This is a genomic window from Francisella sp. 19S2-4 (assembly GCF_036281795.1).
Lineage (GTDB): Bacteria > Pseudomonadota > Gammaproteobacteria > Francisellales > Francisellaceae > Francisella.
This window is the reverse complement of record NZ_JAWUZH010000005.1, coordinates 61,930-83,695: the sequence shown is the minus strand read 5'-3', so window position 1 is coordinate 83,695 and position 21,766 is coordinate 61,930. Positions and strand designations below refer to the sequence as shown.

Below are 21,766 nucleotides of genomic sequence, written 5' to 3'. Positions count from 1 at the left end.
AAAATACTAATATCTGTAACATCTGTATTTTACAAAATATATCTAACAATTTGGGATATTAATTCAACAGTCTTTATTATCTATAGGTTTAGAATTTATACTTTATCGAGATTGGTAGAATTTATGGTAATACTTGATAGTCTATATAAGGTTTAATCTTCAACGAAGTTTTTTTCGTTAGCTGTTTTCTTACAGAAAGCAACATAACGTTTATCTGTCGCTATTAGATAAAATATAGCGCCAACAACTCCTTGAAATATGTAGCTATTAAAAGGTGATACTATACATACAAAAATAATAAATGGGGCAATAAGTATAAAAAGGTTTTTAAGTCCAACTCTTCTATACTCAAATCCTCCAAAGATTGTCATAAGAACTACAAGAATAATACTAAGATGGATATTTGTTTCGACTTCAACTGTATTTAGTAGAAGTGCCAATAATACAAATACTATTAGGCCAAAGATCTTTAACTTTGGAGCTATGGCTCCCATACTTACTGGAGCCGCCATATAACCTATTATATTAAATCCTGTAACTATAAGCATCAAAGCAGCCCAGTTATCAGAAAACATCAGGAAAACTGTACATATTAAGAAATTAGCAATTAGCGATCTTCTTGAAATATTAACTTTCTTATTAATCTTAGCAAAATATCTTGGCATCTGTCCTTCAGCAGACATTGCATATAACATTCTAGAAGAAGCTCCTAGATAACTATATCCGGTTGCAGATGGACTAACGATACTATCGATAATTAGTAAGAATGCTATATATCCTAAACCAATTAATGTAGCTAGTTGTAGTAGAGGAGATTCAAAGTCAAGTCCAGCCCATCCACCTTTTGATATTAGATAGCTATGAGGAACTGCTTGCATAAAGGCATATTGTAATCCCATATACAGTACTAAAACTAGAGATAATGAGAGAATAATTGCTAATGGAACATTTCTAGAAGGATTTTTAATTTCACTACTATATGCTACTACAATCTGGAAGCCATTAAATGTATATATCAAACCACCAGCAACAATAGCAGTCAAAGCATTGTTTATAGAAAAGTTATTATTTGGTATTTCTGCTGATAATAAACTATGGTGATCAGCACTATGTGTGAACGCATATACAATAAATATTATAACTATAATTGCTGGGACAAACATTTTAAACACAGTTATACCATTATTTACGCTGGCAAGTAGTTTTACGCCATAAAAATTTATTAATAAGTAAAGAAATAATATGAATAAAGATAGCATCATTCCATAAGTTGAAATAATACCATCATGCATTAACCACTCAAAACCTTTTATCCCTGCAAGATATTGAGTAGTAGCTTGGGCTTCTGTTGATATCATCACGACAATCCCAAACCAGTTTGCAAAAGCAAAAGGCATGGCAAAAACACTATTATGAGATAATGCACTAGATCTAGTTGTTGCACCTCTAACAGGATAAACGGAAACTACCTTTGCTAAACATAGTCCAACCAACATTACTACAACTGCAGCCAAGATCCATGCTAAAAAAGCCCAATTACCAGCACTCTTTGCTGTAAGTTGAGCACTAAATAACCAACCTGAACCTACCATAGATGTTACACCGATTAAAATAGCACTAAAAAGTGACATTTTTTTGGCAGTATTAATTTCCATAAATATCCCTATATTTAAAACAATATAATTAAAATATACACATAGATCGATAGCTTTGGCAATAAAATACTTGTTTGAAGTGTGTAAAAAGACTAATTCAAATTTGAGATAAATTGAGTCATATTTTAGGTGATATTGTTGTTATCTCTATGTTTGAGGCTATTAAAAGAGATATTTTTATATTGAATAAAAAAGTAGTGTTAATGGAGAAAACTCTAAAGCTTCTTTAAATGGATTGTTAATGTTTTTTAAATATTTTTTCATCATTTTGTAGTGAACTTTATTTATTTTCTCTAAAGGTTTAAGTGATCCCTTCAAAGATTGTTTCTTGTATAGATTTAGCCATTGAGATATTGCATTCTTAAAATCTTCATCAGACATATTAGGAGACACTTTATCATCAAAAGAAATTTGATTGTAAAAATGTTTAGGTATGCAAAAAATATGTCTAACTATCTCATTATTAATATTGATCTGTTTAATGTCTTCTACATTAAATTTTGAAAAGTTATTTAGGAAAGAGGCTTTAAGTATTTCAATACCTAGAAAGCTCTTAGAAATATGATCTATAAAACTTCTTTCTGTAGAGCTGCTATTATCAATTGAATGACTTATATCATCAATAAGATATTTATATAGTAGATCAGTATCGAATATTTCAGCTAATTTTTTAAGTTGAGGTGATGATATTTGTTTGGAGTTTTTTAAGTTATTAATTTCCTTTAACCACCAGTTCATTTTCTCATTAGCAACTTCAATATTATTATATAACTCGGTACAAGAAATAATTTGTGATTTTATTTGATCAAGCAGGTATAAAGTTTCTTTTTTTTGATTATCTAATTTACGATAGGCAAAATACATTACAGAGCCGTAAGTAGGGTGCATATCATTGGGATAATGAAAATAATTGTATTGCATATACTTATACCTTTTTGAAAGCAATAATATAGTTAATATCAGCACCTTTACCTAATTTAAAATTATTTAAAAGAGGGTTGTAGTGTACGCCAATAATCTCTAATGCTTCAAAGCCATATTTTTCAGCTGTTTTTATAAGCTCATATGGTTTTATAAATTTGCTATATTGATGCGTCCCTTGAGGAACCATCTTTAATATATGTTCCGCAGCAACTATGGATAATAAGTATGATTTAAGATTTCTATTAAGTGTTGATGCAAAAAAAAGTCCATCTTTTTTAATGATCTTTGCTATTGATTCTATGATGCTTTCTGGATTAGGTACGTGTTCAAGCATCTCCATACAAGTTACAACATCAAATTCTATGGTATTATTTTCAGCAAAATCTTCAATCGTCGAATTTACATACTTAATATTCAGACTACTTATTTTTGAATGTTCTTTGGCTATATTTATTGCATCTAAAGATGCATCCAGTCCGTGAACATTGTTGTTTTGTGTAACAAGTGATTCAGTTAGTATTCCTCCTCCACAGCCAATATCTATTATATTTTTGTTATCCAAGGTTGTAAATTTCTTTACAAAATCTAAACGTAATGGATTTACTTGATGTAATGTTTTGAGCTCTCCATTTGCATCCCACCAAGTCTTTGCTAAAGACGAAAATTTATTAACTTCATTATTATCTACATTTGCTTTATTCATCTGTTTTTTAAGAGATTTAAATCTTATTGTAGTAAATAATATCAAAGATATAAGCTTAAAAAAAATTTATTAGAGTTTTACAGCTTAATTCACTATAATTGCTTTTAAATAATTTTTACTTTAAATAAAAAAGAGATAGTTTTAATGAAATTAAAACCTAACCATATAGTATGGCTATCTATTATTAGTATGTCATTAAGTAGTTGCTCTAGTTTAAAAACCTCGACAAAAAAAAGAGATCCTTTTGAAAGCTATAATAGAAAAATGCATGCTTTTAATGATAAGGCATATGATACTTTAAAACCAGCTGCAAATGTATATGATAAAGCTGTTCCAGATACTTTTAAAAGCGGTATTTTTAATATATTTAATAATTTGGCTGAGCCGGCTAGAGTAGTAAATGATATGTTTCAAGGGCAATGGGACTATGCAGGAGATGATAGTGTTAGATTTTTGACAAATACGACTCTTGGTATTGCTGGATATTTTGATGTTGCTGATAGCTGGTTCCATAAACCAATGCGTTATCACCAAAGTTTTGCTGTTACTCTACATAAGTGGGGAGCTTATGATGAAGGAGAAGCATCTCCTTATGTTGTATGGCCTCTTTTAGGTCCAGGAACATTAGAAGATGTAACTATGGGAGTCGATGCTTTATTTAATCCACTAACATATGTATTCTTCTTTGCTCCAGTTGGAGCTGCAGTTTCTTGGGGCGTTAGTGCTGGTGTAACTGGAGCATACTATGTTAACCAAGGTGTATCATATTTACCTGCATATTCAAACTTAAAAGAAGTTTCCATTGATCCATATATTGCAATGAGAAATGCTTATTTACAAAATTATGATTATGGTATGGCTAGGGTTCTTAAACAAGAGTTGCATAAGGATGCTGAAACTCTTGAAACAGATCAGGCTGTATTAGGTGTTCTAGGGCTAGATAATGAAGATGTGTCCTCTCAAGTTGCCTCAACAGGTGGATCTATAATTAATAGACAGTCTCAACCACCTACATTATTAAAAAGTAATATTGATACGGTTAATAAGGCTACGCAAGTCCAAGAAATATACGATCAAGCTTATTCTAATGATAGCACAGCAATTGATTTGGCTAATATTGATAAGGATGACACTACACAGACTGAAGCAAGTAAATTGAAAGATGAAATAAGGGATGCTAAGGCTGCCTTACCAGGAGATGCAGATTCTTTTGCATCATCTGTGCAAACTCTAGAAGAGCAGAACTAGTATAGAGTTATTATACTATTTTTATAGAGAAGGAATTACTTAGATTTCATTTTTAGCGATAGTTTTCATCGAAAAAGCATGCAGTTCTCCAGATGCAATGTATTCATTTATCTTAGAGTATACAAGTTGTTGTCTTTTAACTTTACTCTTAATATCGTTAAACTCCTCAGCAATTATTGTGCCTGAAAAATGTACATTATCATCGCTTTGAATATCGGCTGTACAATTTTTTAATGAGTTTTCTAAAATGTCCTTTAATTGTTCTTTTGTCATGCTTATACCTTTAATTATTCCTTATTAATAAATTGCTCTAAAATATCTTTTGCTCCATGTACTTTCGCTAAAGATAATATCTTTGAGTCAATGTTTTTTAATTCTAATTTGATAGAGCTTCTTTTTGCATGTTTGATATATTCTATTATTAATGCAAGACCGCTGCTATCAACTTTGTTACAGTTGCTAAAGTCAATTGTCCATGTATTAGATATCTCTTTTAAACGTTTCTTGAACTTTTTATATATTGATGCGACAGTTTTTAATGTTAATTCTGAATCAATAGTCCAAATATTATTATTTATCTGTATCATTTTACATTCTTAAGGCTATAGCCTTCATCTAGTAGTTTTGGATAGTTTTTTTTCTTAATTCTAGTCGTAACTTTTTCAGCAGCTTTTGTCATTTCTGCGACATTAGCATAAGGTTCAAATTGTTGTTGATATGTTCTTAGTATACTTACTCCAGCAACATCAAAGTCATATATGTGCCATTTACCATTTTTTTGGAACATTTTGACAGCAAAATCAGAACTTTGATTATTATCAATATTTGTTATTTTACCATTTACAACAACAATAGGTTTCTTTTGCCAGCTATTATCATCTTTATTAAATGGGAATAAGGTTATTCTATATTTACCTGCATAAGCAACATTCTTAGCATACATAAATGTAAGCATTTCTGTTGCAGATTTTATAAATTGTTTTTGTTCTTCAGGAGTCGCTTTTTTCCATTTATCAGTGCCAACAACAAGTTGAGCAACCACTTTAGGAGCAATTATTGGAATTATTTCATTATCAACAAGGCTTAATAGCTTATATGGGTCTTTTTTATACTCATCAGCATTTGTAATCAGGTTATTTTGAGTTTTTACTATAGTATTATTAAGCATATCTACAGGATTCTCTATAGCCCAAGCACTAGATATAGTCAATATGATTAAAAGTAGTAGTAGTGAAGTTTTACGAATCATTTAAATGTCTCAAATGTTAATTAGTATTTATTAGGCTAGATTTTAATATAAAAAAATAAGATTTGAAAGAAACAACACTTGCTATTTATTGCTTGAATCATCATTTTTTCCTGCGACAAAAGTATTTATAAGTGATCCAAGATCTATGGCAGATTGAGTGTTTTCTAAAGCAATAACACTCCCTTGGTGCAAATATTTATCTTTATCAGAACCACTAGAATCATTACTTAACCCTGCTATTGCCATAACATCTTCTTTAGGAGGGCTAAGTGCAACATAGTTATCTCCAAGAATACCTGACATAGATATTGCTGCAGAGTAGTTTGCTGGAATTTTCTCATCATCGTTTATTGACATGCTTACTACAGCCATAAAGCCATTATAGGCTTTTTCTAATGAAATATTTGTCACTCTACCAATTTCAACACCAGCTATTTTTACTGAGGCATTGGTACGTAATGAGCCAATGTTTTTAAATTGAGCTTCAATAGTATATTCTTTTTCACTAAGCGATTTTAAAGACGTATCGCTAACTTTAAAAGTTAGAAAGAGCAAACATAAGACACCTATTATTATAAATATTCCAACAGTAACCTCAAAATATTTATTTTTCATTAAACTCCTCCAAACATAATCGATGTTAAAATAAGATCTGCTCCTAAGATGCTCATACAGCAGTACACAACAGTTTTTGTTGTAGCTTTTGCTATACCATTTGAATCTGCGGTACAGTAATAACCTTGGTATAGTGCTATCCATGCAGTTATAAATGCAAATACAATGCTTTTAATAACTCCGTTTGAGATATCTGATAGCATGACAGATGATTGTATATTACTCCAAAATCCTCCGTAGCTTATGCCAAGACCAATTTCAGCTAGTGCAAAACCAGCTAATATAGCAACTGTACAGAAGATTAGTGACAGTATGGGACCACTAATCATACATGCCCAAAATCTAGTAGATAAAATAAAGCTTATTGGGTTAACATTCATTACTTTTAAACTATTGATTTGATCTGTAGCTTTCATCAATCCTATTTCAGAGGTGATAGAACTACAAGCTCGCCCAGCAAACAACATTGCAGTTACTACGGGACCAAGCTCGCGTAGCACACTGAGAGCAACCATAACTCCTAATAAGGAATGAGCACCAAATTTTGATAATGTATAATATCCCTGCAAACTTAATACTAAGCCTATAAATATTCCAGATGTTACTATAATTATAATGGAATCTACGCCAACATATTTTATTTGTATGATACAGTCTCTTATATTAAACTTATTGATGACTATATTTATTATTAAAATTATAGATTTTAATGCATCATAGATTAGAGACATTGTAACTTTATAAATATTTCTAAATATAGACATTATTAGTTCCTTAAAATCTCTTTTTCAAAAAAAGCTTTATTAAGATTGTTTTGATTTTTACTATGGTCATTTAATGGTTTACCAGCTAAGAAATTTAAAACTTTTTTATCTGAACTATTCTTTATATTTTCTGGGGAGTCACTAGCAATAATCTTTCTATCTCCTACAATAATTACATGATCAGAAATCTTTAGAGATTCTTGTATATCATGAGAAACTATAATAGATGTCATATCTAAAGACTCATTTAGCGTTGCTATTAATTCTAGAAGTTTATTGAATGACGCCGGATCTTGACCAGTAAAAGGTTCATCGTACATTATGATCTCTGGATCCATAGCTATAGATCTAGCTAATGCGACTCTACGTGCCATCCCGCCTGATAACTCACTTGGCATCATATCTATCGTATGAGCTAATCCTACTGCTTGCAGCTTTAGCAAGACAATACTTCTTGTTAATCTTTCATCGAGGTTTGTATTTTTTCTCAATGGGAAAGCAATATTGTCATATACATTTAGGTGTGTGAAAAGGGCTCCAGATTGGAAAAGAAATCCCATCTTGCGACGTAATTTCTCAAGTTCTTTTTCTTTACTATTTCTTTTTATAATCGCACTATTTATGTTGATTGTGCCAACATTTGGTTTAATAAGTCCAGCTATTAATTGAAGAATTGTGGTTTTACCAGCTCCAGAAGGACCAAGTATAGAGGTTATTTTGTTTGATGGAATTGTGAAAGAAATATCATCATAAATACATCGTTCATCTCTGTAGAAAGAGACATTATTAAAGCATATATCGCTCATAAGAAAGGTTAATTAAAAGGTATATTAACTTCTATAGTTGAATTTTTACTACTATCTTCAACTTTTAGATCAATATCTCTTATATTCTCTTCAGATAATGCAATATATTTTTTTACAACTTCAATAATTTCATCTTTAAGCTCAGCTAGCAAATGACTACTTATTCTAGAAGATCTTGGCTGTAGTTCACTCCTTTGATGAGCAACTATTATCTGCAATCTTTCTTTTGCTAATGAAGCACTCTTTTGTTTCTTATTTAATCCAAAAAGTTTAGCTAACATAACTAAGATTTACCTATTAATTTTTTAAAGAAACTAGTTTTTTGTTCAGTATATCTCATAGGGATATCTTCACCAAGTATTCTATCTACAGCATCATAATATGCTTTAGAAGCAATAGTATCTTCTAAAAATGTTATCGGATGACCACTATTAGAAGCTTCTAAGATATCTTTTGACTCTGGGATTATGCCGACTATTGGAGTATATAATATCTCACTTACATCCTCAGCTTTAAGCATAGCTCCAGCTTTTGCTCTAGCAGAGTCATATCTATTAAGAAGTAGATGAATTTCTTTAAATTCACCTTCTTTTTGCGCTTTAAGAGTTTTGCTAGAAAGCATACCTAATATTCTATCAGAGTCTCTTACAGATGATACTTCTGGGTTTGTAACGATGATTGCTGCATCAGCACATCTCATTGCCATTAATGACCCTTTTTCAATACCTGCAGGAGAATCACATAAAACAATATCGAAAGAGTTTTTAAGTTCATTTATAATTCTATCAACACCATCTTCAGTTAGAGCATCTTTATCTCTAGTTTGTGAAGCTGGGATAATGTAAAGATTATCAACTCTCTTATCTTTTATGATTGCTTGATTGATAGTTGCTTCTTCTTTGACAACGTTTATTAAGTCATATACAACTCTTCTTTCACAACCCATTATAAGATCTAGGTTTCTTAAGCCTACATCAAAGTCAATAACTACTGTTTTAAGGCCTCTTTTAGCAAAAGCATATGCAATAGCAGCGCTTGATGTGGTTTTGCCAACTCCGCCTTTACCAGAGGTGACTACAAACACTTTGCCTTGTTTTTTTTCACTCATTTTTATTTAAGCCTCTTATTAAATTAAAAACCTTCAATATGTATTTTATCATCTTGTAAGTATACTATATACCCATCTGTATCTTTATCATCAACGATACTTTCATTATTTAGGGTAACATACTTACCTGCAATAGAAACAAGTTCAGCCTTTAGATCTTTACAGATTATTCTAGCATCTTTATTTCCTGAGCTACCAGCAATAACTCTTCCACCTATCCGGCCATATACAATTATGCTTCCATCAGCTATAACTTCAGCACCATTATTAACATTTGCCGTTATTATCACATCGCAATCTCTAGCATTTATGGACTGTCCTGTTCGAACATGTGTGGTAATTATTTTAGCAGAAGTGTGAGACTCTTCATTGTTAAGAGACTCCTTAGTTTTACCACTCTTTAGAATGTTATAACCAGCTTTTGCTAATTGTGATTTTAGATCTTTGTTATTGACTACAAAACCTACTGGAATCATTCCATTAGCCTTAAATGTTTCGATAACATTTTCTAAGAAGCTTATTGTGCATTTTTCATCTTGATCTATATCTCTAATATCTATAGCAAAAGGGGTATTATGAAAAAATGATTCAGATTGAGAAACTTTAGAGTTTAATAAACTTTCAATCTGAGTAAACTCAGTAACATTAATGTTAATGGCACTGATTGTATAGTTACCACCTTTGAAATGAAAAGCTTGCTTCATATTATAAGGCCTTAAATTAGAATAAATTATACTATTTTATTTTAGCTTCTTTATACATTACGTGCTGACGAACTACTGGATCAAACTTTTTGATTTCCATTTTGTTTGGCATTTCTTTTTTGTTTTTAGTAGTAGTATAAAAGTGTCCTGTTTTAGCAGAAGAAACTAATCTTATTTTTTCTCTCATTTTATTTTCCTTTCTAGAAGCTTATTAAATTTTATGGCCTTGAGATCTAAGGTCTTCAAGAACAGTATCGATACCTTTTTTATCAATAATTCTCATACCTTTAGAACTAACCTTAAGTTTTACATATCTGTTTTCGCTTTCTACCCAAAATCTGTGAGTATGAAGATTAGGTAAAAATCTTCTTCTTGTTTTGTTTTGAGCATGCGATACATTATTACCAGTAGCAGGTCTTTTACCTGTAACTATACAAACTTTAGACATTTAGAAACCCTCCCTGGGCATTAATTTAATTATTATCAATACAATATCTCGATAATTCTAGTAGTTTTTTCATTAAAAGTAAACTGAAAACTATGTTAAATTTTACTGCTATGATAAAACATGGCTGTTTGAGCTTTTAGCTTGGAGTGCCTCCTGCTTCGGAGGATTCTTGAATATCTTTATCAAAAGCAAAGTTATCGCCTGAGTTTATAAGTTGACTAGAAGTCGGATTATAATTTTTTGCAGGAGGAGTTGGGTCATTGTCAACTTTTGTTGTTTGACTACTTGATTGATTATTCACTTGAGGATAATTTTGTATAGTGCTAGATGAAGGTATACTATTATTTGGTATTTGTTTTGTTAGTGTATAGTTTTTAGTATTGTCTGTTTTTTGCTTAGAGGTATCTTGATTTATGTTTGTTGATTGTTGGTTTTGCTCATTAGTAGATGTTTCATCTTGTTTTGTAGCGTCTGTAGCACTATTACTAGAAGTGCTTTGAGAGTTAGAAGATGAATTATTAGTAGGGCTAGGAATAGGGAAAATACTACTATTTTGATTTGTTGAACTGTCTTTTTTAGTAGTAGATCCAGAAACGAGCATCGTTGACCCTGAAGATGCTGGCTTATCTTCTTTGGGTAAGTAAAGATCACCTGTTTGACCACATGCTGATAGCCCAATAATACCAGCTGAAATAAATATTAGAGGTAATAGTTTTTTCATTATTATTTATATAATTTTGTAAATATACGCTAAGTTTAAATTTAGCAATAAATATTGATATTAGCAATTGGATTATCTATTTAAAGTTTAAAATGTTAAAATTTTATAACTTTTATTTTTTAGTTATCATTCATGGATTTTGTTGATTTTGCTGGAGTTGGTGAAGTAACTGTAAAAGCACTAGCTAAATATAATTTACATACTCCAGAAGATCTATTAACCATTTTTCCTAAAGAGTACAAAGATACACGCTATATAACTGCGATAAGAGATTTAGTAAGCGATAAAAAGTTATTAATAGAAGGTAGAGTTAGTAATATAAGCTATAAAAAATTTGGCAAGAAGTTTTTACGCTTTACAGTAAGTGATGAGACGGGTATTTGTACGATTGTGTTATTTAAGTTTTATCCTAATCAAATAGCTACGTTGGAAAAAGCACAGTTTGTTAGGTGTTATGGTAAAGCTGAGTTATCTTTAAATCCACAGATGGTACATCCAGAGTGGGCAGTGGTAAGTAATGGTAATAGTTCGTTAGAACAAAAGCTATCTGCTGTTTACAAGATTAAAAAAGTTTCTGATAAACTTATAGTAAGGATAATATCTAAAATTTTGTATGAGAAAAAAGTTATCAACATATTGCCACAAGAGTACTTAAAACAGTATGGTTTAATGAGTTTTGTTGATGCTCTTTATTATGTTCATGCGCTAACAAACTCAATTGATGATAAATACTTATTTAAAGCGAGATGGTCAATTAAGTTTGAGGAGATGTTGGCTTATAAATTAGCAGAAGAAAGTATTAAAAAAGATATGACTAAACCAATGTCTGCAAAGCTTTCTTTAAGTTTAAGTGATAAGCAAAGCTTCCTTAAAAAATTTCCTTATAGTCTTACAAATGCACAATTTCATGCAATTAATGAAGTTTTGACTGATATGGGTCAAAAAAACACTATGATAAGACTTCTTCAGGGTGATGTTGGGGCTGGTAAAACTATTGTGGCAGCGATGGCATTGTATGCTACTGTGAAATCAGGATATCAAGCAGCAATAATGGCACCAACAGAGATTTTAGCTGAGCAGCATTTTAGTTTTTTAGCTGAGTATTTTTCTTATTTTGACATTGAGGTTGTACCTTTGTTGGGTAAATTGACTGCAAAACAAACTAGAGAGAGTCTTGAGAAGATAAAAACTCTTAAAGACTGTGTCGTTGTTGGTACTCATGCGATTTTTCAAGATAGAGTAGAGTACTGTAATTTAGGTTTAGTCGTTGTTGATGAGCAACATAGATTTGGTGTTGAGCAACGTTTAGCTCTAATAAATAAAGCTTCGGCTAATGGTAATAACTTAGCCCCTCACCAGCTTATAATTTCTGCCACTCCAATTCCTAGGACATTGGCTATGACGCTATATGGTAATTTGAAGTTATCTATACTCGATGAGTTACCTCCTAATCGTAAGCCAATTGTGACAACTGTTTTAAATCGCGCAAAAAAAGAAAGTCTAATTACAAAGCTTAAAGATGCAGTATCTAGAGGTGAGCAAATTTATTGGGTTTGTCCACTTGTTGAAGAGTCTGAAGATCTTGATTTTCTACAAGATGTCAAAACTCTACATAAAGAGCTATCAGATTATTTAGGTCAAGAGAGAGTAGGACTTGTATATGGTAGTATGAAGTCTAAAGAAAAGCTTGAAGAAATGAATGCTTTTAAATCAGCAAAATATGATGTGCTTGTGGCGACAACAGTTATAGAAGTTGGAGTAGATGTACCAAATGCCAGCATTATGATAATTGATAATGCAGAGAGATTAGGAATATCTCAACTTCATCAGCTTAGAGGTAGAGTTGGTAGAGGAGCAAAAGAGAGCTTTTGTATACTTTTATATGGTGATAGAATTAGTGAGGTTGGTAGAAAGAGATTATCTCTAGTTAGAGAGTCGCAGGATGGTTTTTATCTTGCCGAAAAAGATTTAGAAATTCGTGGAGCAGGAGATATTCTTGGCAAAGAGCAGTCAGGTGTTTCGACATTTAAAACTTTTGATATAAATGAGTATTACGATAATTATGAGAAAGTTGCTCAACTTGCTGAGATGATTCTTGAAAAGGATCCATCTGTTGCAAAAAAACTAGTAGATAAGTGGTTTAACAAAAGAGTTAATTATGTGGATGTGTAAGAAATGATTTTAGCAAGTATAGTAGCAATAGTTATAGCTTTATTATTTACTTTATTAATGGCTAGACTTCTTTATAAATCTTGTGTTAGGAAAGGTAAGTTATCGACAAAAGACTATATTATAAATGCGATAATTTTAGCTTTTGTATTTTTTTGTTTAAGTAGTTTTATTTATGTCGTTTTATTAAATATTCTTTATTAAATTTCTGTTGTCTAATTTTCTAAAAAAGCTTAATATTTGCCTTAATTATTTTTCTAAGTAGTTGTGAGTATGTATTTTATTGTTATTTTTTTAGTTATAGCATTATCTGCTTTGTGTATGCTCTATATGCTATATAAGCTTTTAAAAGGTCATGATCAGTATCCTGTACAAAAGCTATCTCAAAAAGTCGCTTTAGCATGTACAGGAGTAATTTCTTTTGTGGCTGATACTATAGGTGTAGGTAGTTTTGCAGTTAATATTGCTATTGCAAAGACTTTTAAATTGGCGAAAGATATTGAACTTCCAGGATTTGTGAATGGGGCTCAAATTATACCAGGTGCTATTGAAGCTGTATTTTTCTTAGGTGTGTTGCATGTTGATTTTATTACTTTGGTAGTTCTTGTACTTGGAGCTACTCTGGGTGGATTTATTGGGGGTACATTTGCTTCAAAAATTAATGCTACAGCTATTAGGCTTATTATGATATTTGCATTTGTTGGTGTTATTCTTTTATTACTTGGTAATTTGTTTAATATCTTACCTGTAGGGGGCGATCTGATGAAGCTATCGGGTATTAAGCTTGTTGTTGGTTTTATAGGAATGTTTTTTGCGGGATTTTTGGTTTGTTTTGGAGTTGGGTTATTCGCTTTAGTTGAAGCTATACTGTTTTTACTTGGGATGTCGCCAAAAGTTGCATTTCCAATTATGACGACAGCAGGAGCTATTCAGCAACCTGTTACTACATTTGCCTTTCTTATGAATAATACAATACCTCTTAAAAAAGCTTTAATAGTTGGCTGTTTTGGAATTATTGGTGTATTTATTGGTGTTAATATTATTACAATGTTATCTGCAGATGGGTTGCATTGGTTATTAGTTGTAGTTATTGGCTATAACACAATATCATTGATTAGATCTTTTATAAAATCAAAAGGTAATCGAGCTTAAAAATTACTTTATTGCTGTTATAATATTCTTTGTATTTTAATATTTTTCCAATAAGAGGATTTATACAATGGCAGTGATCAAGACTGAAGATTTAATAAATAGTGTTGCAGAAGCACTTCAATATATTTCTTACTATCACCCAAAAGATTTTGTTGATGCAATGTATGAGGCATATCAGCGTGAGGAGTCAAAGCCAGCAAAAGATGCAATGGCTCAAATCCTTATAAACTCAAGAATGTCAGCAACTGGTAAACGCCCGATTTGCCAAGATACTGGTATGGTTTGTGCATTTGTAAAAGTTGGTATGGATGCGAAACTTGATAAAACAGATAGAACTATCACAGAGCTTGTTAACGAGGGTGTAAGAAGAGGTTATGCTGATGAACATAATCCTCTAAGAGCATCTATGGTTTTTCCTCCACATGGAGCTAGAAAAAATACCAAAGATAATACACCTGCAATTGTGCATATTGATTTAGTTCATGGTGATAAAATAGAATTTGATATTGCTGCAAAAGGCGGTGGATCAGAATTTAAGTCAAAATTTAAAGTATTAAACCCTAGTGATAGTATTGTTGACTGGGTTGAAGAAATGCTACCAACTATGGGTGCTGGGTGGTGTCCTCCAGGAATTATTGGTATTGGTATTGGTGGTACTGCTGAGAAAGCAATGCTTTTAGCGAAAGAGTCTCTTGGTGAAGAAATCAATATGCAAGATATCATTAAGAATGGTCCTCAAAATGAAACTGAGCAATTAAGACTAGATATATATAACCGTGTTAATGCTCTAGGTATCGGTGCACAAGGTCTTGGTGGTTTAACAACTGTTTTAGACGTTAAAGTAAATGAATATCCTACACATGCAGCATGTAAGCCTGTAGCACTTATTCCAAACTGTGCTGCTACACGTCACGTACACTTTACATTAGACGGCTCCGGTGCTGTAGATTTACCTGCTCCTAAATTAGAAGATTGGCCTGTAATCGAGCAAGATCAAAATGATGATGTTAAAAGAATAAATCTTGATACTGTTACTAAAGAGGAGATTGAATCTTTAAGATCTGGCGATAATATTTTACTAAGCGGTAAAATATTAACAGGTCGTGATGCAGCCCATAAGCGTTTACAAGATATGTATGAAGCTGGAGAAGAGTTTCCAGTAAGCTTAAAAGATAGGTTTATATATTATGTGGGGCCTGTTGATCCGGTTGGTGATGAGGTTGTGGGACCTGCGGGCCCAACTACGGCTACACGTATGGACAAGTTTACACCATTTATGTTAGAGAAAGCTGGTATTGCTGGTATGATAGGTAAGTCTGAAAGAGGTCAGGCAACTATTGATTCGATTAAGAAGAATAAAGCTGTATATCTTATGGGTGTCGGAGGGGCTGCTTATTTGATATCTAAATCTATTAAAAAAGCTGAAGTTGTTGCATTTGCTGATCTTGGTATGGAAGCAATTTATGAGTTTGAGGTTGAAGATATGCCTGTAACTGTAGCTGTTGATTCACTAGGGGTGTCAGCACACCAACAAGGTCCTAAGTTATGGAAAGCAAAAATTGCAGAAATTAAGAAGTAGTATTTTAATATTCTGTGATATGATTGCAATTGAGTCAATAACCATAAGGGGTTAAAAAATGAAAAAAATATTATTAGCAGTCGCTATAGTTGTCCCTTTTATAACTTTTGCAGATTCTGGTAGTTCTAATACTGCTGCGAATAGTCAGCAACAACAAAACTTCAATGCTCAAAAAGCAAAAGTTAGTGAAAGAATACAGAAGCAGATTACAAAAATGCAACAAAAATTAGACAAAATGCAGCAAGCAAAAGCATGTGTTGATAAAGCAACAACAAAAGATGCAATGAAAGCTTGTAAACCTAGTAATAATGGTAAAAAAAATCATAAGTAATTATTCAAAAAATAATTTTCTAAAGAATAGATTTAAAGGTTGAGTTATGGAAGATATCGTATTCTTTATTATAAGAATATTTTTTGTTGTTTTGGCAGTATCTGTAATAGCAACAGTAATAACTGTTCTTATTAGAAAGTCTAAGCAGAGTGATGATTCAAATACAACACCTAATAGATCTAAAAAATAACCTCTCTATTCATTAGGTTCTAAGGACATATACATAATGTTATAAGAAGGTTTCTATTACCTAAATGGTAATTTCAATTTGATTATCTTCAGGATCTAGAATAACGCTTTCATAATAACCATCACCTGTAGTTCTAGGTTGTCCAATTATTTTGTAGCCATCGTTTTCTAATTGTCTGGTAAGTTTATTAACCATTTTTTTATTACCTACAGAAATAGCAGGATGAATTAGACCAAACTTTTGTGAAGTATTTTTAAAGGTTTCATTACCCATGCTTTCTGAATGCATAATTTCTAATCTACAACCTGACTCAAAAGAAATGAAATATGAGGAAAAACCTTTAGTATTGTTTATATATTTTTCATTAGCAGTACCATTAAAATATTTACAATAAAAATTTTTCATTATTTCAATGTTATTAGCCCAAATTGCAACATGTTCAGTTTTCATGTGGATTATATTTGTTGGATGTGATTAATAATTAATCTTAGTCTTTTTATATGATATATTCTATATTATTTGACTTTGAAGAATATAAGTAATGAATAAAGATAAAATCTTTGAGTTTATAAAGAAAGTTCAGGCGATAGCACATACAGGAGTAGTTTACTCAAAGTGTGAATATGCGCTAGATAATTATCATGAACTTCTTGAGTTAAGTACAAAAATGCTCCATGAATATATAAAATCAGATGTTCAACCATATGATATTTATTTAGACACTCATTATCCAACTCCTCAGCCAGGAGTTAGAGTAGTTATATTTAAGGATGGTAAACTATTGATGGCTCAAGATGCAGATACTCCAGGAGAATGGACCATACCTGGGGGATGGTGTGATATAGATCTCTCGCCAGTTGAAACCTGTGTCAAGGAGGTTAAGGAAGAAACTGGATATGATGTTAAGGTTACTAAGTTTTTAGCATTAATGGATCGTAATAAATATACTCAAAGTGAGATATATAATGTCTATAGTTTAGTTTTCTTGGCTGAAATTTTAGGGGGTGAGAATAGTCCTAATTTTGAGGTTGATGAGGTTAAATTTTTTGATTTGGATAATTTACCTAAATTATCACATAAAGTAACAAAAAAAGAGTTGGATATTATATTAGCAACATATGAAAACAATCAAATATATTACGAGTAGGGTTTACATTTAGATTATAGGTAAATACCATTTGTACTAAATTAGTATAAATGGAAAATAAAATGATAATCTTAGGTGTGCATCTAACAATAATTTTAAAGTTTATAGTGACACTTTTAGCTATAATTAATCCTTTTTCTATCTCTGGAATATATTTAGATACAGTTGATGCATTAGGCAAAAAAGAACAGAATGTTTTTGCTTTTACTGTGGCAATCACAGTATTAACAACTCTCATAATAGTAACTTGGATTGGAATTAGTGTTTTAAATGCGTTTGGGATAAATATTGATGCTTTTAGATTTGGGGGAGGCATTATAGTACTTTTCTTTGGTTTGAGAGTTATTGGCGTTATCCCTCAAATGCCAAGCTCGAAAACTCAACAAGACCCTAAAAAACTAGCAATTGTACCAATTGCAATTCCATTAATTGCTGGGCCTGGTTCATTAGTTGCTACAATTTCAGATGTTCATGTATATTTTATAACATCTGAATCTAAAGTTGTGGCCTCAGGATGTATATTAATTGTTACTATGATGCTTTGGATATTCTTTAGGGAGCTGCCTAGAATTCTTGATGTTTTAGGGCATCATATTATGGATATTATTGCTAAAATAATGGGATTATTTTTAACAGCATTAGCTGTTGAAATGATGTTTGATGGAATTAAAGGATTCTTCTTTTAGATTTTTTTAGTTGATTAAAAATAACTTGACTTTATTATGAAGGCTTATGAGAATGATTAAACATATTATGAGTAGGAGGTATGTTAAACTATGAAGATGATAATTAAATTACTATGTTTATTTTTGACTGCATTTACCGTTGAAATAGTGCTCGATGGAGTTGATGATTTCTTTTTCTTTTAATGAATTGAATATGTAGGAGGAATTTAATGATAAAAGTGTTTGGAATAAACAATTGTACTAGCGTTAGGAATGCTCTTAAATTTTTTCAAGAGAAAAATAAAAAGGTTGAATATGTGGATTTAAGGAAGGAAAAACCCTCATGGCAAGAGATGCGAAAAATAAAGCAGATTGGTAAGTTTAAAATTATTGATTTATTTAATTCTAATGGCAAACTTTTTGCCGAAATGGATGTGCAGAATAAACTTGATAGCTTATCTGAAGAGGAGGCTCTCAAACTATTAGTTACAGAAGCTTTATTATTTAAAAGACCTTTAGTAGTTGATGGTGATTATGCTAGAACTGGCTGGAATAAAAAAGAATATCAAGAAAGGTGGGGATAATTTTCTTATTAAGAATCTTGAGCATTTACTTCTGCTTTAGCAGCAGCTATCTGAGCATCTAAACTAGCCGCTTTTGAAAGATTTTGTTCTGCTTTTGCATTTAGTACAGCAGCTTGATCTTTCTCATACTGAGATTTTGAACTACTTTCTTTTGACTCTTTATCAAGGTTACTAGCATCAGTTATTAGGTTGTCCGCTTGTAGCTTTTCATCTTGTGCTTTTTGATTAAGATCTTGCTGTTGTTGCTCTAAATTTGCTAAAGCTTGTTCTTTTTTGTTAGGTCCACAAGATGCCAGTAGGAGTGTACAAGTTCCTGCAACTACTAAAGTTGTTAATGTTCTTTTGAAGTTCATTTATTTCTCCTTTATATATTCTAATGTATGTATTCCCTAGCTTAGAGATGGATTATCTCATGCTATGATAAATATTATGATAGAGAAAGGTATATTAGTAAATATTAAATTGTATAGTTTAGGTGTTTCTATATTTTCTATTAATAAACTATTTAAAATAAATTAACTGCATGGAGAAACATTAAAAAACAAAATAAAGTTATAACTCCAGCAGTAACATTTAATTCATTTTTATTGCAGAAAATTGAAATTAAAAACCACACTATGATTCCAATAGCTATACCTGTTGATATTGATGAAGATAGTGTCATCATTATAATTGTGAAGAAAGCAGGAGTTGCTTGGACAAAATCATGCCAGTTTACTTTTGCTACTTGCTGCATCATCATTACCCCGATTAGTACAAGTGCTGGGGAGATTACTTCTATTGGGATTGAACTTATTAATGGAGAGAAAAATAGAAAAGGTAAAAACATTAGTCCAGCGAATATTGCTGTAAGACCAGAGCGAGCTCCCTGAGCGATACCTACACCAGATTCAACAACAACAGTTGATGGGCTTGATCCTAATATTCCAGACACTGTTGCACAACCAGCATCAACAAGAAAAGTTCTCTTAAGCTCTTTATCTGCGGGAGAGCATTTCTTTCTCATGCTACTATAGTGACTAGATATGGCTCCGGTTCCATCAAAGAGACTTAAAAAGCAAAAGGTAAAAATTGTTGGTAAAATTGCAAACTTTAAGCCATTGATAAAGTCAATTTTTCCAATTAATGAAAAATCAGGTAAGCTCATTATGTGATCTGGAAGTGATACTATTTTATCATGGCTAAAATAAGAAATAGGGAATGATAATATATATCCAATAACAATTACTATAATAATTGAGGCTGGGATTTTTTTTATAAAGAGAATTATTAGTAAAATTAAGCATACTAAAAATAATATTATATGCGGATTAATACTCTCAAGAGTTAATAATCCCTCATGTGAGGTTATGAAGTGAGTATTTACAAACCCAATATAGGCTATAAAAAGGCCTATACCTGCACCTAAAGACTGTTTTATTGATTTTGGAAGACTAAGCATTATTTTAGTACGGATGTTTAGTATCACAAGTAAGCTGAAAATTATTCCAGACCAGAATGTTGCTCCTAATGCTGTCTGCCATGGTAGGTGATAAACAGATACGGCTGTGTATGCGAAGAAAATATTCATTCCCATTCCAGGGGCAATCACAAAGGGATTGCGTGTGAAAAGCCCCATTGTTATGCTACCAAGCGCCGATAATACTATGGTGCTTGTAACTAGAGCGTTAATAGGCATTCCAGTAGATGCTAAAATCTTAGGATTAACTACAATAATGTATGAAATTGCGAGAAAGGTTGCAAGACCTGCGAAGAACTCTTTTTTTATTGATGTATTATTTGCTTTTAGATTAAAAAAAGTTTCTATTTTGTGTAACATCTTGGAGGTAATAAAATACTAAAGGCTATATTTTAGTGTTTAGTATAAGAAAAGTCTATCTAACTTTTTATTTATTGTATTTTGCCACGCAATGTTATATTCCATATATCAATTACTATATCATTTTCAGTTACATAAAACTTATCGTAAAGATTAATTGTTGGATCACAATGAGGTACTATCATTTCTACAACCTCACCAACACGCGGTAAATTACTTCCGGTGACTTTACCATGCTCATCGCCAAAACCATCCCAATCATATTTTAAATTTGGATGACTTATAATTTGTGGTAGAGTGATTTCCTTATATATTGCCTTGGTTCCTGCATCAACAGTTACATGGGTTTTTGTGTTTGCACTTATGACGGTGGTTAGTAGTGTCATCGCTGCTCTAAAGGTTATGGTTTTATCTATGTCATAGTATTCTTTATCCATAACAGTGTATGATCCTGGCTGTATTTCAGTTACACCGTCTATATTGCAATCAATTTCAAACGTACCAGTTCCAGATCCTGATTGTATTAGATTAGATAAACCTGTGGCCTGCTCTATTTGTGATTTTAGTTGACTTGCACGATTTAAAAGTCGTTCTGAAGCAATAACTCGTTGTTGCATATCTTTGATATGTTGTAGATGCCCAGCATAGCACTGAATCCCTTTCATCTGTAAATGTTTTTTCTCATGAGTGATTGTAGCAAGTTCCAAAGCATTAGTAAAATCTACACCAGTGCGACTAATGCCCGCATCGATATCAATAAGTATATTAATCTGTTGTTGAAGTTGTTTCCCTAGTATATCTAACTGTTGGATATTTTCTAGAGAGTCTGTAACAACAATTGTTTCTGGAGACAATTTAAGAATTCCAGCAAGAGTTTTAAGCTTTTTGTCTGTAACGATCGGTGATGTGATTAGTAAATTCTTTATGCCAGCTTTTGTGAGTTCTAAAGCCTCAGTAGGCTTGGTTATTGAGATTCCGATACTTCCATAATCTAACTGTAGCTTACATATGTTTGGGCATTTATGGGTTTTAGCGTGTGGTCTTACTTGCTTACCTTTAGTTTTAGCAAATTCTTGCATTTGTTTAATGTTATCAATAAGTTTTGTTTTATCAATAACTAGACATGGTGTATCAAGTTCAAGTTTATGCTTACCAACTATATTGTTTCTCATATATTATCTCTCT

The 21,766-nt window shown here is 31.6% G+C and carries 29 protein-coding genes; 10 read left to right on the top strand and 19 right to left on the bottom strand.

Going from position 1 to position 21,766, the window contains the following annotated elements; all coding sequences use genetic code 11:
- Window positions 1–152: 152 nt before the first annotated feature.
- From R8535_RS02365 to ubiG, 3 genes are all read right to left on the bottom strand, one after another.
- On the bottom strand, window positions 153–1,655 hold the full coding sequence (locus R8535_RS02365; RefSeq protein ID WP_329496004.1) for an APC family permease: 1,503 nt from the start codon (window positions 1,653–1,655) through the stop codon (window positions 153–155).
- A gap of 177 nt (window positions 1,656–1,832) precedes the next feature.
- Window positions 1,833–2,576: a hypothetical protein gene (locus R8535_RS02360; protein ID WP_329496006.1), complete on the bottom strand. Its 744-nt coding sequence runs from the start codon at window positions 2,574–2,576 to the stop codon at window positions 1,833–1,835.
- Window positions 2,577–2,580: 4 nt separating this feature from the next.
- A complete protein-coding gene (ubiG, locus tag R8535_RS02355; RefSeq protein WP_329496177.1) occupies window positions 2,581–3,282 on the bottom strand; it encodes a bifunctional 2-polyprenyl-6-hydroxyphenol methylase/3-demethylubiquinol 3-O-methyltransferase UbiG in 702 nt (233 codons plus the stop codon).
- Between the two features lie 144 nt (window positions 3,283–3,426).
- On the opposite strand from ubiG, the gene R8535_RS02350 reads away from it, so the two are divergent.
- Window positions 3,427–4,530, top strand: coding sequence for an MlaA family lipoprotein (locus tag R8535_RS02350; protein WP_329496007.1), 1,104 nt, complete (start codon window positions 3,427–3,429; stop codon window positions 4,528–4,530).
- Window positions 4,531–4,569: 39 nt separating this feature from the next.
- Here R8535_RS02350 and R8535_RS02345 read toward each other — a convergent pair whose 3' ends face one another.
- The 12 genes from R8535_RS02345 to lptM all read right to left on the bottom strand — a co-directional run bounded on the left by R8535_RS02345 (window position 4,570) and on the right by lptM (window position 10,945).
- On the bottom strand, window positions 4,570–4,803 hold the full coding sequence (locus R8535_RS02345; protein ID WP_329496009.1) for a BolA/IbaG family iron-sulfur metabolism protein: 234 nt from the start codon (window positions 4,801–4,803) through the stop codon (window positions 4,570–4,572).
- A gap of 14 nt (window positions 4,804–4,817) precedes the next feature.
- Window positions 4,818–5,117 (bottom strand): STAS domain-containing protein, encoded by a 300-nt coding sequence (locus R8535_RS02340; RefSeq protein WP_329496011.1) that lies wholly within the window; start codon window positions 5,115–5,117, stop codon window positions 4,818–4,820.
- Window positions 5,114–5,779, bottom strand: coding sequence for an MlaC/ttg2D family ABC transporter substrate-binding protein (locus tag R8535_RS02335; protein ID WP_329496013.1), 666 nt, complete (start codon window positions 5,777–5,779; stop codon window positions 5,114–5,116). Before R8535_RS02335 ends, R8535_RS02340 begins: the two co-directional genes overlap by 4 nt.
- Before the next feature lie 81 nt (window positions 5,780–5,860).
- Window positions 5,861–6,394 carry an outer membrane lipid asymmetry maintenance protein MlaD gene (mlaD, locus tag R8535_RS02330; RefSeq protein WP_329496015.1) on the bottom strand — a complete coding sequence of 178 codons (534 nt, stop codon included), beginning with the start codon at window positions 6,392–6,394 and terminating at the stop codon, window positions 5,861–5,863.
- Entirely contained in the window at window positions 6,394–7,158 is a 765-nt protein-coding gene (locus tag R8535_RS02325) for an MlaE family lipid ABC transporter permease subunit (RefSeq protein ID WP_329496017.1), read from the bottom strand. Before R8535_RS02325 ends, mlaD begins: the two co-directional genes overlap by 1 nt.
- Window positions 7,159–7,160: 2 nt before the next feature.
- The gene (locus R8535_RS02320; RefSeq protein ID WP_329496019.1) at window positions 7,161–7,964 is read right to left on the bottom strand and encodes an ABC transporter ATP-binding protein; all 804 of its coding nucleotides are present in this window, start codon (window positions 7,962–7,964) and stop codon (window positions 7,161–7,163) included.
- Window positions 7,965–7,972: 8 nt separating this feature from the next.
- Entirely contained in the window at window positions 7,973–8,245 is a 273-nt protein-coding gene (gene minE, locus R8535_RS02315) for a cell division topological specificity factor MinE (RefSeq protein WP_329496021.1), read from the bottom strand.
- Between the two features lie 2 nt (window positions 8,246–8,247).
- The gene (gene minD / locus R8535_RS02310) at window positions 8,248–9,072 is read right to left on the bottom strand and encodes a septum site-determining protein MinD (RefSeq protein ID WP_329496023.1); all 825 of its coding nucleotides are present in this window, start codon (window positions 9,070–9,072) and stop codon (window positions 8,248–8,250) included.
- 23 nt (window positions 9,073–9,095) lie between these two features.
- Window positions 9,096–9,776, bottom strand: coding sequence for a septum site-determining protein MinC (gene minC, locus R8535_RS02305; RefSeq protein ID WP_329496025.1), 681 nt, complete (start codon window positions 9,774–9,776; stop codon window positions 9,096–9,098).
- Window positions 9,777–9,807: 31 nt separating this feature from the next.
- Window positions 9,808–9,963 (bottom strand): 50S ribosomal protein L33, encoded by a 156-nt coding sequence (gene rpmG, locus R8535_RS02300; RefSeq protein WP_329496027.1) that lies wholly within the window; start codon window positions 9,961–9,963, stop codon window positions 9,808–9,810.
- Between the two features lie 24 nt (window positions 9,964–9,987).
- Window positions 9,988–10,224 (bottom strand): 50S ribosomal protein L28, encoded by a 237-nt coding sequence (gene rpmB, locus R8535_RS02295; protein ID WP_072711370.1) that lies wholly within the window; start codon window positions 10,222–10,224, stop codon window positions 9,988–9,990.
- Window positions 10,225–10,360: 136 nt separating this feature from the next.
- On the bottom strand, window positions 10,361–10,945 hold the full coding sequence (gene lptM / locus R8535_RS02290) for an LPS translocon maturation chaperone LptM (protein ID WP_329496029.1): 585 nt from the start codon (window positions 10,943–10,945) through the stop codon (window positions 10,361–10,363).
- Window positions 10,946–11,077: 132 nt separating this feature from the next.
- On the opposite strand from lptM, the gene R8535_RS02285 reads away from it, so the two are divergent.
- The 6 genes from R8535_RS02285 to R8535_RS02260 all read left to right on the top strand — a co-directional run bounded on the left by R8535_RS02285 (window position 11,078) and on the right by R8535_RS02260 (window position 16,366).
- Window positions 11,078–13,117 (top strand): ATP-dependent DNA helicase RecG, encoded by a 2,040-nt coding sequence (locus R8535_RS02285; RefSeq protein WP_329496031.1) that lies wholly within the window; start codon window positions 11,078–11,080, stop codon window positions 13,115–13,117.
- A 3-nt stretch (window positions 13,118–13,120) separates the two neighbouring features.
- Complete coding sequence (locus R8535_RS02280; RefSeq protein WP_329496033.1) at window positions 13,121–13,318, top strand: hypothetical protein; 198 nt, start codon at window positions 13,121–13,123, stop codon at window positions 13,316–13,318.
- Between the two features lie 69 nt (window positions 13,319–13,387).
- Complete coding sequence (locus tag R8535_RS02275) at window positions 13,388–14,266, top strand: sulfite exporter TauE/SafE family protein (RefSeq protein WP_329496035.1); 879 nt, start codon at window positions 13,388–13,390, stop codon at window positions 14,264–14,266.
- Between the two features lie 67 nt (window positions 14,267–14,333).
- Entirely contained in the window at window positions 14,334–15,845 is a 1,512-nt protein-coding gene (locus tag R8535_RS02270; protein WP_329496037.1) for a fumarate hydratase, read from the top strand.
- Window positions 15,846–15,903: 58 nt separating this feature from the next.
- Window positions 15,904–16,176 (top strand): hypothetical protein, encoded by a 273-nt coding sequence (locus R8535_RS02265; RefSeq protein ID WP_329496039.1) that lies wholly within the window; start codon window positions 15,904–15,906, stop codon window positions 16,174–16,176.
- 46 nt (window positions 16,177–16,222) lie between these two features.
- Window positions 16,223–16,366 (top strand): hypothetical protein, encoded by a 144-nt coding sequence (locus R8535_RS02260; protein WP_329496041.1) that lies wholly within the window; start codon window positions 16,223–16,225, stop codon window positions 16,364–16,366.
- A 60-nt stretch (window positions 16,367–16,426) separates the two neighbouring features.
- On the opposite strand, the gene R8535_RS02255 is transcribed toward R8535_RS02260, so the two are convergent.
- Entirely contained in the window at window positions 16,427–16,816 is a 390-nt protein-coding gene (locus R8535_RS02255; protein ID WP_329496043.1) for a VOC family protein, read from the bottom strand.
- Window positions 16,817–16,907: 91 nt separating this feature from the next.
- On the opposite strand from R8535_RS02255, the gene R8535_RS02250 reads away from it, so the two are divergent.
- The 3 genes from R8535_RS02250 to R8535_RS02240 all read left to right on the top strand — a co-directional run bounded on the left by R8535_RS02250 (window position 16,908) and on the right by R8535_RS02240 (window position 18,762).
- Window positions 16,908–17,513: an NUDIX hydrolase gene (locus tag R8535_RS02250; protein ID WP_329496045.1), complete on the top strand. Its 606-nt coding sequence runs from the start codon at window positions 16,908–16,910 to the stop codon at window positions 17,511–17,513.
- 50 nt (window positions 17,514–17,563) lie between these two features.
- Entirely contained in the window at window positions 17,564–18,199 is a 636-nt protein-coding gene (locus tag R8535_RS02245; RefSeq protein WP_329496047.1) for a MarC family protein, read from the top strand.
- Window positions 18,200–18,408: 209 nt separating this feature from the next.
- Window positions 18,409–18,762: an arsenate reductase family protein gene (locus R8535_RS02240; RefSeq protein WP_329496048.1), complete on the top strand. Its 354-nt coding sequence runs from the start codon at window positions 18,409–18,411 to the stop codon at window positions 18,760–18,762.
- A gap of 8 nt (window positions 18,763–18,770) precedes the next feature.
- Here the strand turns inward: R8535_RS02240 and R8535_RS02235 are convergent, their stop codons facing one another.
- The 3 genes from R8535_RS02235 to R8535_RS02225 form a co-directional block, all read right to left on the bottom strand.
- Window positions 18,771–19,115, bottom strand: a complete 345-nt coding sequence (locus R8535_RS02235) for a hypothetical protein (protein ID WP_329496049.1) — start codon at window positions 19,113–19,115, stop codon at window positions 18,771–18,773.
- 152 nt (window positions 19,116–19,267) lie between these two features.
- Window positions 19,268–20,581, bottom strand: a complete 1,314-nt coding sequence (locus tag R8535_RS02230) for an NCS2 family permease (protein WP_329496051.1) — start codon at window positions 20,579–20,581, stop codon at window positions 19,268–19,270.
- A 71-nt stretch (window positions 20,582–20,652) separates the two neighbouring features.
- Window positions 20,653–21,753 (bottom strand): DSD1 family PLP-dependent enzyme, encoded by a 1,101-nt coding sequence (locus tag R8535_RS02225; RefSeq protein ID WP_329496053.1) that lies wholly within the window; start codon window positions 21,751–21,753, stop codon window positions 20,653–20,655.
- Window positions 21,754–21,766 lie beyond the last annotated feature (13 nt).